The 13,723-nt window shown below is 32.8% G+C and carries 11 protein-coding genes; all 11 read right to left on the bottom strand.

The window, feature by feature from the left end:
* Positions 1-86 precede the first annotated feature (86 nt).
* Positions 87-770, bottom strand: coding sequence for a type II-A CRISPR-associated protein Csn2 (gene csn2 / locus G540_RS0104005; protein ID WP_027107001.1), 684 nt, complete (start codon positions 768-770; stop codon positions 87-89).
* Positions 767-1,072, bottom strand: a complete 306-nt coding sequence (cas2, locus tag G540_RS0104000; RefSeq protein WP_027107000.1) for a CRISPR-associated endonuclease Cas2 — start codon at positions 1,070-1,072, stop codon at positions 767-769. The genes csn2 and cas2 overlap by 4 nt, the downstream gene beginning before the upstream one ends.
* A gap of 4 nt (positions 1,073-1,076) precedes the next feature.
* A complete protein-coding gene (gene cas1, locus G540_RS0103995) occupies positions 1,077-1,964 on the bottom strand; it encodes a type II CRISPR-associated endonuclease Cas1 (protein ID WP_027106999.1) in 888 nt (295 codons plus the stop codon).
* A gap of 74 nt (positions 1,965-2,038) precedes the next feature.
* Complete coding sequence (gene cas9 / locus G540_RS0103990; RefSeq protein ID WP_035463602.1) at positions 2,039-6,226, bottom strand: type II CRISPR RNA-guided endonuclease Cas9; 4,188 nt, start codon at positions 6,224-6,226, stop codon at positions 2,039-2,041.
* 756 nt (positions 6,227-6,982) lie between these two features.
* Entirely contained in the window at positions 6,983-7,894 is a 912-nt protein-coding gene (locus tag G540_RS07265) for a macro domain-containing protein (RefSeq protein WP_051188960.1), read from the bottom strand.
* A 273-nt stretch (positions 7,895-8,167) separates the two neighbouring features.
* Positions 8,168-8,599 (bottom strand): hypothetical protein, encoded by a 432-nt coding sequence (locus tag G540_RS0103980; protein ID WP_027106997.1) that lies wholly within the window; start codon positions 8,597-8,599, stop codon positions 8,168-8,170.
* A 133-nt stretch (positions 8,600-8,732) separates the two neighbouring features.
* Entirely contained in the window at positions 8,733-9,386 is a 654-nt protein-coding gene (locus tag G540_RS0103975; RefSeq protein ID WP_027106996.1) for a thiamine diphosphokinase, read from the bottom strand.
* Between the two features lie 2 nt (positions 9,387-9,388).
* Complete coding sequence (rpe, locus tag G540_RS0103970) at positions 9,389-10,051, bottom strand: ribulose-phosphate 3-epimerase (RefSeq protein ID WP_027106995.1); 663 nt, start codon at positions 10,049-10,051, stop codon at positions 9,389-9,391.
* Positions 10,052-10,064: 13 nt separating this feature from the next.
* On the bottom strand, positions 10,065-10,949 hold the full coding sequence (gene rsgA / locus G540_RS0103965; RefSeq protein ID WP_027106994.1) for a ribosome small subunit-dependent GTPase A: 885 nt from the start codon (positions 10,947-10,949) through the stop codon (positions 10,065-10,067).
* A gap of 32 nt (positions 10,950-10,981) precedes the next feature.
* Complete coding sequence (pknB, locus tag G540_RS0103960; protein ID WP_027106993.1) at positions 10,982-12,973, bottom strand: Stk1 family PASTA domain-containing Ser/Thr kinase; 1,992 nt, start codon at positions 12,971-12,973, stop codon at positions 10,982-10,984.
* Positions 12,970-13,716: a Stp1/IreP family PP2C-type Ser/Thr phosphatase gene (locus G540_RS0103955; RefSeq protein ID WP_051188959.1), complete on the bottom strand. Its 747-nt coding sequence runs from the start codon at positions 13,714-13,716 to the stop codon at positions 12,970-12,972. Before G540_RS0103955 ends, pknB begins: the two co-directional genes overlap by 4 nt.
* Positions 13,717-13,723 lie beyond the last annotated feature (7 nt).

The raw sequence follows: 13,723 nt of genomic DNA, 5'->3' as shown, positions 1-13,723 counted from the left end.
TAAATCAATGTTTAAGACCTATCGAGAACAACACACTTCTCAAACCTCAAATAAGATTTGAGAAGTTTAGTTCTGGATAGTAGAAGTTAATATAACTCGCATAAGTCTCTATCAATAATATACCGCTTAACCCCTTCTATTTCAACGTCTCGTTTGGGTAGATTGGAATTAATAACGATTAATTTAATATTATTGAGAATCATGTAATCATATAAATCTTTGATTTCGTCATCATTAAAATATGAGTCCACATTCACTAAGACGAATAGCGGCACATCTAAATATTCATTTTCAGTTTCTATATAACAAATCAATCGTTCCAACAAAGTCTCAAAATTATTATTAATACTAAAACCAGCCACTTTCAAAAGATTAACTAACGATACCGAAGTATCTCTTTGTAAATCAAAGGCCCCTTGATACATTAATTCATCATAAAAACTATTAATTTCGGTCATTATTTTTTGTAGTTTAACATAATCATCTTGCGCATATTTTTCCATTCTAGAAATGATTTTAGTCATAACTTTTTTATTATTTGGATCTAGTCGCAAATAATCCATAATAATTTCTATGTTTTTTGAAAATTTAATCAATTTATTATCTTTCGACAAAGTAAATGGACCTTCTTGTATCGTCATTTGTTGACATAAATCCATCAACGTCTGCTGAAAATAACTTTTATCTTCTATATATAATTCGGCAATCCATTTCTCATCTAATTCTATATAAAAATTCCAATGTATATTAGCTAATCTGTACCCACTCATAAATCAATCACCCTCTGATCATTATTTATTACATCAGTTTCAAATTCTCCACTTATTAATTCCATATTAGAAAATTGTTTTTCAGTAATTATTAGTGTTTGGACCAGTCCGTTTGGTGGTGCATTATCTTTAACGCTCTTAACAACTGTATTGGCAGCTGTAGAATTCAAGACCATTTTGCAATATACCGACTCTTGTAACATATAAAACCCAGTAGTAATTAGGAACTTTTTAAATTTGCGATAATCTCTCCTGTTGGTGGATGTCAAAACAGGTAAATCAAACATAAGTAACACTCTCATAAATCTATAACTCATAATCTCGCAATTCCTCAACAAATAAGATTGTTGCGGGATCCCCCGTTTCAATTGCTTTGATTACACTCCGTACATAGATTTCAATTGCATCCAACATGGTTCTTTTCTTATTACCGCAAACAACCTGTTCCACCAGTATATTCGTAAGTATTGCTTTTTCCTCTTTATCAAACTTTTTAATATCGTTTTCCAATACAAAACGATCAACAAAAATTCGTAAAGGTTCCACTAAATCTGAGCCTAAATTATATTCATTAAAAATATTATGATGATGAATTCCTAATTGAGTAATATATCCCATCGCTACTATTTCTCTAAGTACTATCGATAACAATAAGGTATATCCATAATTCAAAGCAGCGTTAATAGGACACTCTTTATCTCGACTAAATTCATTGCCAAATAAAGCATTAAAATAGACTTTAGCCGCATGGCCTTCTCTATTATTTTCATCATTAAATTCCATTTCATCCATATAGTTGTACAATTTTAAATATTCATCTTTTTGATTATCTTTTAAAATTCTAGCCTGATTTGCGATTTTTTTGAACACTATGGATGTCCATACTAAATAACGATTGTAATCAGTCCATTTCATCTGATCAAGTACTTTTCTACTCGTATCATGACTACCATAATATGGCATCATTTCAAAATAAGGCATCCTCTGTTCATCACAAAAAATAACTTTTATTTTTTGTTTTGTCAGTTTAACTAATAATGCAGTTGTAATACTGACACAAGTACTTTCAATAATCAAAATAGATATTTCATCCAAAAAAACACGCAATGTATCATTACATTTTCTACATACTAAATAATTCATTTTATAATCTAATTTAGCTCGACCCGACACTCTCACTACACGCCAACCCATTTTCTGCCTCCTAATTATAAAAGAATATCTAGAATCAGAAATGTTTCTTGATTCTAGATATTAAAATTGTTTAACTATTTTCTAAAAATAACTTTCTCATGTGTAAATAAACCAGTCACCGATTCATTTTTAATAATAAACTCGTCTACATTATTTTTTGTAAGCTTTAAATTAAATCTTGGTATCGAACTGCCGGATATATCTAGTACTTTTTGAATCGTTTTGAAATTCTGAGGATTCTTCGCTATAGCACTTATCAATTCTTTTATAACCTCAAATTCATCTTCAATACTAGCATCTTCAAAACGTTTTTGAATACTATCCCCCAACAGTTTAGCAGGTAATGTATGTTTGTTGTTTTTGAATATGCCTTGATTTAATTTCCGACAGAGATATTCAAATACATCATTTAATTGTTTTTCAATCAGAGTTTCAGTTGTATTCTCTTTTTGTTGTTTTTTATCTAATTTTGAATTAGATTTTCGCACGAATTTATCTGTTTCTTTCAGAACTTTTTCAACCCAAGGTTCAACAATCAGATTAATCCCATTATGCAATTCGAATTGTTTTCCCGAACTTCCTGCAATACGATAATCATACCCATTTATTCTAACTAAAGTTCCTTGATATAATTCTTTTACAATACACTCGACTGTTTCCAATTTTTTCTTTTTTGCTCTTTCGGCTATCTTATCGTTTATATATTTTGGTAATTCTTCATCGTTATTCACCAAATGAATTGGTATAGGTACAAGTAGAAACTCTTCCATACATTCTTTTTTCTTCATATAGGTATATTTATAAATACTGTAATATGCATTTTTAATCTTTTCATATCCACCATATTTAGTCACATCTGCCAAGGGTGTTCCTTTAGAAGATTTACGTGGTAAATAAGAACCAGGTTTACATTTTAATGCTTTATGAAGAGTTTCGTTGGATATTGGACTAGTGATTGGCTTCACTAATTTAGTGACACGCACATCATTGCTTTTCAATGTTTTTTCCACTATCTTCATCGATTGTTCTGGATCCCAAACATTCTCACCTTTTTTATTCACAGGATATCTAAAAATATAATTCAAACTATAATCTTTATTTGCTTTAATAAATCTCGTTGGATTTTGTGTGAATTTAACATCATATACATTACCCACTACAATATTTAAATAAGCATCTTTCGCATGATGAAAATCATTCACATCGCGATTTTTGATAAAAGGTTGCGGTTGATCATCTTTACTCATTTTTCTAGTTGAACCATATCTAAAGTCACTAACATTCTCAGCTTTAACATAACAAATTTTAGAATCTTCATATAACCTTTTAAATACTTCCGCTGTTGCTTTGACAGATTGTGATGTAAACACTAATTGTCTGGCAATAAATTGTGACAATTCATCTTCAGTTAATGGTGTTTTACGCACTAAGCGATTATATTTTTCTTCAGTAATAAGTTTTTTATCACGTAAATATGCCCAACGAACCTGACATTTCTGTTGAATATTTGTTTTAAGCTTAATTGGATAATTATCTTTCTTATCTCTATTACATTCTGCTTTCACCAATACGAGATTGTCCATAGAGTTATCTCTTGTTTTACTTCGTGGATAAATATGATCAATATCATAACGATTAGTGAATAATTCATTATAAGGAATTTTTTCGTCAGAATACATGCAGTGTCCGAGTTGTGTAAAATAAAGAAATAACTTCTTTATATTTAAACTATCATTTTTTTCAATTTCAAATTCTTTCTTTACTTCTGCATATTCGTGCTCTTTAACGGACTCATACTTTTTTTCTAACGCATCATAACGTTTAGTGTTCTTAACCTTTGGTGCCCGATTAGTTCTTGTTGTTTCAAGAAAGATTTTTTCTGGATCATGCCCCATAATCCGCTTAATTTCTTCAACAATCCGTACCGCTTGCCAAATAGCTCTTTTCGGACCGGGTCCCACATATAAATCATCCATAATAGAGGGTTCTGCTTTGAAGGTAAAATCACCATAATATTCTTTATTGTATTCTTGAATCTTATCCATAAATTCATATTTATTCGATAATAATTCCATCAAGTTATTATTAGTATCTCGCATAGCTTGAATAATACTAATATTTTTAAATTCTCCCACATCACAACGAATACCTGTTAAGAATTTTTCAGATAATTTCCCCCAATCTTTACATGCTAGATTAGACAATCCTTTAATCTGACCAGGAGTTAATACATCACCATATGCTTTTGTGATTTTATCCTTTAATATGTCAGAAGTAGAATCATTAAAAATGGTATTCCAACGAATAATATTTTCCGCCATTTCTAGCGATGCGTCTTGGTAATAATGTTGAATTTTATGAATAGTTTTCAGATCAGATTTGATTTCCCGATCAATTCCACTAACCATCTCGTTACCATTAGCTTGACCAATTGAGCGTAAGTAATCAACAATTTTTTTCTTCGTTATCTTTTCGTTTTTTTTCATAAACAACTCTGATACCATTTTCATCTTCAATTTAGGATCCAATTTTTGATTATCTATTTTAATATTATTAAGTTCATTTAATAACATAAATTCAGAATACAGCTTCGATTCTTTTGGCAATACATCTTCACCTTTTAAATAGGTGCATTTATTCGTCAAATTTTTAATGAATTTTTCTGCAGTAGCCTCTGTATCAACCATCTCATCAAAATTCCAAGGATAGATTTTACCGTCTTTTTTCTTTTCAATCCAAGCATGTCCTGTTCCATCAGCAACTTTATGATAATCATTCAATGGTCCGACATAATAAGGTATTCTAAAAGTCATTAATGAAATAATCTTATCTTTAATAGTTAGCCCATTTTCATCTACATCATTGAAAAAATCATGATACTTAGTTTGTTGTTCAATAATTTCAATTAATTCCTTTTTGTGTAATTGGTTTGGAATAACACCATTATCAGTTGTACGTTGCAGCGGTAGATAATCACCAAATTCCATATCAGCGAGAATCTGAGCGATTTCTTTTTGTTGAGCTTCAGAAACCTTTTCTTTCTTGGTAACTGAATTTAACTTACTCTTGATAAACCCATAAAACTCATCTTTAGTACATTTTTTTAATTTTTGAGAATTTCCTGAATAATTAACATAATTAGATTTTACATCATCAAGTAATATTTTTTGGTATAATCCTTCTCCGTATTTATACCCCAAGGTTTTATCTAGACTCTTCAAGAGTGTCTTTAATTTGCGCAAATCTTGTTGATGTTTTTCATAAGAAATTACTTTAGATTCAGAAAAACCTTTTCCATCGACTAAAATTTCAGAAAAAATAACTGTATCATTAATTTTTTTCGTAATTTCTAACAATTCAAAATATTCACCAAAGAAATCTACATAGTCATTAATGTTATTATCATAATCAGCACTAAATTCTACCTTTTTCTTCTTATCTTCGACATCAGTAAAATCAATTCCATATTCACCTTTGTCACCAAAAATATTAACCATATTACCTTTAAGACCTAAACATAATTTAAAAATAGCTTCTAATAATTTTTTTTGTTTATCATCTAATTTTTGATGTTTTGTATTAAAAAGTTTGACAATTTCTTTTTGGCGATCAAGACGAGTTTTTGTCTTTGTCAATAAAATTTCTTCTATTTTGGATTGAATTTCATCCGTCAATCCAAGATCTTCAATAAATAAAGTTTCTTCAATAAATTTAAACAGCCTCTTAATCAGTTCACTTAAATTACCTTGCATATCATAATTATCTCCAGGTAATAAGAAGTGGCCACGATATTTCACGATATGATGTAATGCAAGATATACTGCACGTATATCCTCTTTTTTCCCTTGCATTAATTCACTACGCAAATGATAAATCGTTGGATACTCTGTAAAAAATTCTCCATCTGTTCTATTTTGATCATTAAACAAAACATACTTATCATCTGTACTTTTATCTTCCATATGATACTGACTTTCCTTCAAACGAAGTAAAAACTGTGGATCTACTTTAGCAAGTTCTTCAGCAAATAATTCATCTAATAAATCCAGTCTTTGTTTTCTTCTTTGCAGTCTTCTCCGAGTAGCGCGGTGTGTTCGCCGTTCAAGTGCCGTTTCAGCCTCTGTGAATAATCTTGATCCCCATGTCTTATGACCATTAACTTTTAATAACTCATAATTCGCGTCTGTTACAGCCCACCCAACAGACGACGTTCCGATATCAAGCCCTACATAATACTTTGTGTTTTGATATTTTTTACTCATTATTTTACCTCCCTAGGATAATTTAATTTCGTTTGCAATCAGTTTTATATATTCAAAATTTGACATTTTTCAATATTCATACTAGAATATTAGTAGGTTTTAAGACCTATCGAGAACAACACACTTAAGTTCAAATAAAAATTTATTCTATTGACCAGAAATGGCAGCCCGCTGTGGGCATTTTAACTTCATTTTTTTAAATGAAGTTTTTTTATTTTCCTCACTTATTTATGTTAATCCTCTATCAAAACATCTCTTTACGTTTTATCATCTCACTATCTTAATCATTAATAATTTTACCAATTTATTTTTTGTAAAATCATCCAATTCCTATCTTATCATACATAGCAACAGTCTTAAGCTTCTTTTTATATTTCTTTGCCGATATCTTTATTTAACTCTATCTCATCACATTCTTCTAGTATAGAATCCATAAAAAACGGATTAAGTGCTCTTTTTATATCTAATCGTTCACATAAGCTTATATGCATAGATTCTTGTAAAAAAGCTCTAAATCGATACCCACCACAGGTACACTACTTTGTTTTTATATATACTTAATTGACTATTAAAATGTATTCATCCTTTCTATAAAAAACGGATCAGACTTTATTGTCCGAACCGCTAAAATCCTTATTTGTTATTTAGTTTTATTCATCTGAATTTTCTATTGTCCTACCATTATTTCATAACATCGACGTTGATAACTTTTACTGATTTTAAAGTAGACTTGTTGTTGATTATAGGTCAAAAACTTTATAATTCTATGTTTCTACGATAATTCGGTGGTAAAGGAAATTGTATAGAACCTAAATGCCAACAATCAGTTTCTACATACTCCGCAAAGGCCCACGGTAATTGAAATATTCCAATTGAGGCTTCAACAAGACAATCCAACCATATTGCGTATTCTTGATCAGCTTTTTGCACTTCGGTTAAAGACAATTCTTTAAAAATAACATCTGCTACTTTTGATGAAGAATCGTCAACTTGCACAATGCTATTACCAAGCTGTTCTTGTCCACCACTAGAATATCGCAATTTATTATTAGTTATAGTATCAAAAATATCTAATCTCCAGAATACCCCGCTCGGAGCCATATATGGTAAAATTCGCACATTTTGATAACCTCGTCTATGAAGTTCTCTCACACCCTCTAAAAGTAACAAACAACGTTTTTTCCTAATAACTGCATTTACTGCCTTAAATTCATCTTCTTTATCAGTTACAATAAATATTTCATCAATATCATGGTCGCAATTAATAAATACCCTCAAAGCAACTTTTAAACTTTCATCCATTGTCCACCCTTTATCTCCACAACCCAGCAACGGAAGCGCTAATGATTTTATCTCGATTTCCGAAGCTGTTTTAAGGATAGATTCATAACAATTTTTAAGTGATGTTGGATTAAAAAAATTACGTTGAGGTATAACTGTGTGAATAATATATTTGGCTGGTAGGTTATAGCCTTTGGTAAATCCTGATGTTCCTTCTTTAATCCCAGTTTCAAACTTTAATTTAAATTCAGTTTCCATCTCAGTTCCTGCTGCTTTTTTAATAGCACCTTGAAAACCGGTATAATCATCTAAATAACAACTAGATGTATTTACAATAGCATCTACTTTTAATTTGGTAATATCATCCATGATAACTTGTATGCTCATTGTTTTCTCCTTTGAAATTTTAAATCAGCTGATTTTATTTTTGACAATTTCAGAATATATCTTAATTACTATTTTTACAATGCTGCTGATTGAATGATCTTTATAAAAAACTATGCACTCCTTGTTCCATCCATTGTTAATCTCAATTCAACTTAACATTATAAGTAAAAACATTTATCTATTTCATGTTATAACGTTTTGACTTTTTCTGCAAATTCCCCAACAAAAAAACAGCACCGAACTTGCGCTCAGTGCTGATTAGTTAATAGCTGATTATTTTTTAAATCTTTCTTCGATTTTTTTGAATTCTTGTTTGAAGAAATTTTGTTTATGTTGAGTCAATTCTGGATCTTCCCATTCCACCATAATGTAAGCATATGGTTCTTGGACTACTTTTTGCATAGCTTGAGCCAATTCTTCATCGCCAAAACCATGTTCATTTGTTGCGTAACGTTCAATATCTGTCATCACGGCCGTTTTCTTATCAATATAGTAACTATCATACTTTTTCTTGTCCGCACTATAATAACAACTAATGCGACCTAATGGTTTCAAAGCACCTAATGAAACAATATATTCTTTATCATGTTGATCTTCTTCTGTAATCACAATTCCTTGTTTCACGTATAAGATGCCGGCTTTTTTATCAACCGTCCCTGGTTCAACTGTTTTACCATTCCGATCTAAATAAATTCTTTCTTTCATTTCTATCACTCCTTAACTCTTTTTCACTTTTATTTTCATCCTAATAGTCTGAAATTGCAAAAGATACGGCTTTTTTCATGATAGTTAATCCCTTCTAAAAACAAAAAAGCCGTGTGAAAACACACGACTTTTTCTAATCACGACTTTGAACAACGCAAATCACACCTTTTTTAAAAGAGAAATGACTCGTCTGACCGACAAATTCATTACTAGATAATGAGATAGGATAAGCGAAATCTTGTCGTTCTAAAGTATATTTTTGATCTTTTAAAGTTAATTCTTGCACCGCGGTTAATGGAATAAACGCCAAGTACTGCATTTGTGCCATTTTCTCGAGTTCATATTCCCCCGCTGTATAAAATTGAATCTGATTCCATTTATCAATAATTTCGACCTTATTAATTAAAGGTGCGAACTCAGGTTTCAAAACAAAAAACAAATTCGCTAAAAACTGATCTAAACGGGCTCCTGTTGCTCCAAAAATCCGGACTTTGCGCACTTGAGGATACTCTTTTAAAATATAGCGTAACGCTAATTCTGTATCAGTCACATCGACTTTATCGGGATTAATCACAGCTTTAGGACAAGCTTGTGCCACGGCAGCGACTTCAGTTTCATTAGCTGAATCAAAATCTCCCACCGCTAACACGGGTTTGATTCCCCATTTTAAAAGACGCACCGCACCGCGATCAGCACCGACCCAGTCTCCTGGGATCGCTTGAATTTTAGAAATGAAATCTACCGGTAAGTCACTAACAGGTCCACCAACCAATAAATTAAGTTCCATTTTTAAATTTCCACTTCGTTTGCGGATAAGCGTAATGTATCAATTTTTTCTGCTGGGTTTTCAGCATCGAAAACATATGAACCAGCTACAGCGACATCAACGCCAGCTGCGGCACAGTCTTTGATTGTGTGATCTTTCACGCCACCATCGACTTCAATTTCATATGTGTAGCCTTTTTCTTCACGAATACGAACTAATTCACGGACTTTATCCATTGTTTCTGGTAAGAATTTTTGTCCGCCAAAGCCTGGATCAACTGTCATAACTAAGACTTGATCAACCATGCCTAAAACTTCACTCAAAACAGAAACTGGTGTTCCTGGGTTGATAACAACTTCAGCTTTGACGCCAGCTTTTTTAATCATATCTAAAGCACGGTGTAAGTGAGGTGTTGCTTCATAATGCACACCAATAATATCAGCACCAGCATCGACATAATCAGGAATAACTTCTTCAGGATTGTCTACCATCAAGTGACAATCGAAAACCATTTTACTATAAGGACGTAAATCTTTAACTAATTTAGCACCGAAAGTTAAGTTAGGTACGAAATGACCATCCATAATATCAATGTGTAAATATTCAGCACCGGCTTCTTCGACAACTTGAACATCTTTAGCTAATTCTGCAAAATTAGCACTTAAAATTGATGGAGCGATTTTCATAATTAAGACACCTCTATTTATATTTTGGTTTTTGATTAATAATCATCTCATGAAATTGTAAATAATTTTCATAACGACTGTCTAAAATTGTACCACTTTTCACGGCATTTTTCACAGCACATTTTGGTTCTTTAACATGTAAACAACCTCTAAATTTACATTCATCTTGTACTTTTACAAAGTCTGGATACATCAAAGGTAATTCTTCTTTGGTAATATCTAAGATTTCAAATGATGAAAAGCCTGGTGTATCAGCAATCAAGTTATCGCCAATTGGTAATAAAGTAACTTTTCTCGTTGTATGGCGACCACGGCTCAACGCTTTAGAAATCTCACCTGTTTCCAAATTCAATTCCGGTTTCACTTTATTCAAGAACGTTGATTTTCCGGCACCTGTTTGGCCCATAATCACAATTACTTGTTGATGCAATGCGCCTAACATCTCAGCTAAAACTTCTGATTCATTCTCAGGCAGCGGTACATAACAAGGATAATATTGTGAATAGTAAGCCACAATACTTTGTAATTTTGTTAATTCTTCTGGTGTTAACAGATCAGCTTTGGAAAAATATAAAACTGGTTTAATATTATTAGTTTCCAACATAATCAACTGACGATCCAATAAGTTGGTGGAGAATTTTGGTTCTTTACAAGCTGTTACGACGATTCCAATATCAACATTCGCAACTGGTGGGCGAATTAATTCGTTTTTCCGAGGATAAACTTCTAAAACGTACCCTTCCTGTTGGTTTTCCGCCTTGAATTCGACCCAATCGCCGACTAAAGGTGTTGTTTTCTTCTTGCGAAAATTTCCGCGCGCACGTGTGCGATATTCTTTTCCATCTGCGAAAATATCATAATATCCACTCAATGACTGGCGGATTTGTCCTTTTACCAAATTAGCAAACTTCCTTTCTGTTGCTGCATATATTAAGGGGCTGAAACGGCATTATCTTGTAATAAAACTTTGCCATCCCGCGTAATCTTATATTTACCTTTGTGCCCTGGTTTCAATGTAAATGGTAAATCAAATTCTGTATCTTGATTAATTATGAAGTTTTGATATACAGTTTTCAAACTATGATCATCATCTTCTAAATAAATCTTAATATTATTTTTCTTACCTGAACGAGCTGGTAACAATACTTTAATTGTAAAATCTTGCGCCTTAACCGGTGTTTCACTCGGTTCTTCTTTTGGTGCCTCACTAATTGTGACATATAAACTGCCACCCGTCCGAATTGGTGCACCAGCATAAGGTTCTTGGGCCATCACAACGCCAGGTGGTTGTTGTGATCTAGTAATACGTTTAATGTGTAAATCCAGGCCTAATTTTTCAGCGTATAATTTCACCGCATCTTCTGTGTAATTCATTAAATCACGGACTAAAATTTGTTTTGGTCCTTGACTCACATCGAACACCACACTTGTTTTGGCAAAGTTCACAACTTCATCAGCTAAAATACTTTGATCCACAATTTTACCCACCGGTTCACTATCTGAGTAGACTTTATTTTGACTGACTTTCACACCTTTTTTGCGGAGTTCTTTAGCCACATCAGTATAATCTTCACCATGATAGTCACCGAATTCTTGTTTACTTGGTCCTTTTGATAAGATCAAATCAATTTTAGCATCACGTTTCACTTTTTCATGCACACTTGGATTCGTTTTGATAACTTTACCACTTTTAATTTTATCATCGAAAACTTTCTTCGTTGTACCTACTTCAAGATCAGCGTCTTTTAATTTAGCAATCGCTTCTTTTTGCGTTAAACCACTCACATCAGGAACGCTCACCCGAATCGGTAAATGATTATACATAAATATTCCCATAATCACCATTAAAACCACTAACAAGACCGCACTCCAGATCCGGCGTTTAGAATGCTTTTTCTTAACTATTTTATCAGCTTCATCGGCTGCATCATCAGTCACCAAACTAGTATCAGCTTGACTTGGTGTTGGTAAGACTTGCGTTTGTTCTGGATCGAGTTGTGTGTGTGCTGCTTGTTCCGTCAATAAATCATTCGTGAACTTTGGCAAAACTTTAGTTGCATCATCACTATATAAGATTGGTTCCCATTTAGGAACATCTGCTTGACTTGGTTCCAAAGCTAACACTAAATCTTCTTGCATTTCTCTTGCGCTTAAATAACGGTTACTAACATTTTTCGCCGTAGCTTTAAGCACCACATTTTCTAACGCTTGTGGCACATTCGGGTTCAAATTACGAATCGTAGGGATTTCTTCGTGGAAATGTTTCATTGCAATCGCTAAAGCATTTTCCCCTTTGAATGGTACATCTCCCGTTAACAACTCATACAAAATAATCCCTAAAGCATAAATATCAGATTGTTTGGTAGCCATTTGACCATGAACTTGTTCTGGAGAAATATAATGAACTGATCCCATCAAAGTATTTGTTTTCGTCATCGTACTTTCGGAAATCACCGAAATTCCAAAATCGGTAATCTTCACATCGCCGAATTCATCGATTAAGATATTTTGCGGTTTTAAATCCCTGTGAATAATATTATTATCATGCGCAGCTTGAACGGCAATTAAGATTTGATTCATTAATTCCACCACACGTGGCAACATTAACGGATGATTTCGTTTCAAATATTGTTTCAAATTCATCCCATTAATATATTCCATCACCAAATACTGCATCCCATCATACTCATCAACATCATAAATATTAACGACATAAGGATTATCTAATTCAGCAAGTGAAAGTGCTTCTCTTTTGAAACGGCGAATCGCAACTGGATCATCACGTAAATCAAGCCGTAAAACTTTCACTGCAACTTCCCGTTTTAAAATCAAATCATACGCCAGATAAACATTTGCCATCCCACCTTCGCCTAAAGAGCGTAAAATACGATACCGACCATTTAAAATATAGCCTTCTTTCATGATTTCACCTCATTTGGCACAGCCGCTAATAGCACTGTAATATTATCCGTTCCACCCGCTTGATTCGTTAAATCAATTAAAGCTTGGCATTGATCTGCTAAAGTTAATGGTTCTAATAAAATATGTTTAATCGCTGAAGGAGTTAACAAATTCGTTAACCCATCGGAACATAATAAATAACGATCGCCAGGTTGAACTGTCTGCACATCATAATCAAATTCAACTTCTGCTTCCACACCAACCGCTCGTGTAACCCAGTGACGTTTCGGATGTTTTTTGGCTTCTTCTTCACTCATTTCACCAAGACGCACCATTTGTGAAACGAAGGTATGATCTTGAGTGAGTGGTGAAAATCGTTGCTGGCGTAATAAATATGCCCGACTATCACCAATATGTGCTACAACAACTTGATTTTCAACGAACAACAGAGCTACTAAAGTTGTTCCCATGCCCCGTAAATCAAAATAATCTTGCGAGCGTTGTTTCACTGCTTGATTAACTTTCGTAATCGCTTCTTCTAACCAAGTTAAAGCTGTTTGCGCCGTTGTAAAATGTGATTTTTCAAAATATTCACCCATGGTTTCAACCGTCATTTCCGAAGCAACTTCGCCACCTTGCATCCCACCAACGCCATCAGCTACTAATAAGAGTTGCGCTTTACTTTGACTTGTAAAAACGCCGACATAATCTTCATTCGTATCACGTGCTTTTCCGATATCACTTTGATAGTGAACTTCGATCATTTTGATC

Source organism: Ligilactobacillus ceti DSM 22408, assembly GCF_000423245.1.
In the GTDB taxonomy this organism is placed as follows: Bacteria; Bacillota; Bacilli; order Lactobacillales; family Lactobacillaceae; genus Ligilactobacillus; species Ligilactobacillus ceti.
Note: the sequence above shows the minus strand (reverse complement) of the source record. Positions and strands in the feature narration are given on the sequence as shown.

Excerpts from the sequence above, each read along its gene's own strand:
- cas9 (WP_035463602.1), bottom strand. The coding sequence starts at position 6,226 with ATGAGTAAAAAATATCAAAACACAAAGTATTATGTAGGGCTTGATATC.
- pknB (WP_027106993.1), bottom strand. The coding sequence starts at position 12,973 with ATGAAAGAAGGCTATATTTTAAATGGTCGGTATCGTATTTTACGCTCT.
- cas2 (WP_027107000.1), bottom strand. The coding sequence starts at position 1,072 with ATGAGAGTGTTACTTATGTTTGATTTACCTGTTTTGACATCCACCAAC.
- cas1 (WP_027106999.1), bottom strand. The coding sequence starts at position 1,964 with ATGGGTTGGCGTGTAGTGAGAGTGTCGGGTCGAGCTAAATTAGATTAT.
- G540_RS0103975 (WP_027106996.1), bottom strand. The coding sequence starts at position 9,386 with ATGGAACTTAATTTATTGGTTGGTGGACCTGTTAGTGACTTACCGGTA.
- G540_RS0103980 (WP_027106997.1), bottom strand. The coding sequence starts at position 8,599 with ATGAAAGAAAGAATTTATTTAGATCGGAATGGTAAAACAGTTGAACCA.
- csn2 (WP_027107001.1), bottom strand. The coding sequence starts at position 770 with ATGAGTGGGTACAGATTAGCTAATATACATTGGAATTTTTATATAGAA.
- rpe (WP_027106995.1), bottom strand. The coding sequence starts at position 10,051 with ATGAAAATCGCTCCATCAATTTTAAGTGCTAATTTTGCAGAATTAGCT.
- G540_RS0103955 (WP_051188959.1), bottom strand. The coding sequence starts at position 13,716 with ATGATCGAAGTTCACTATCAAAGTGATATCGGAAAAGCACGTGATACG.
- G540_RS07265 (WP_051188960.1), bottom strand. The coding sequence starts at position 7,894 with ATGAGCATACAAGTTATCATGGATGATATTACCAAATTAAAAGTAGAT.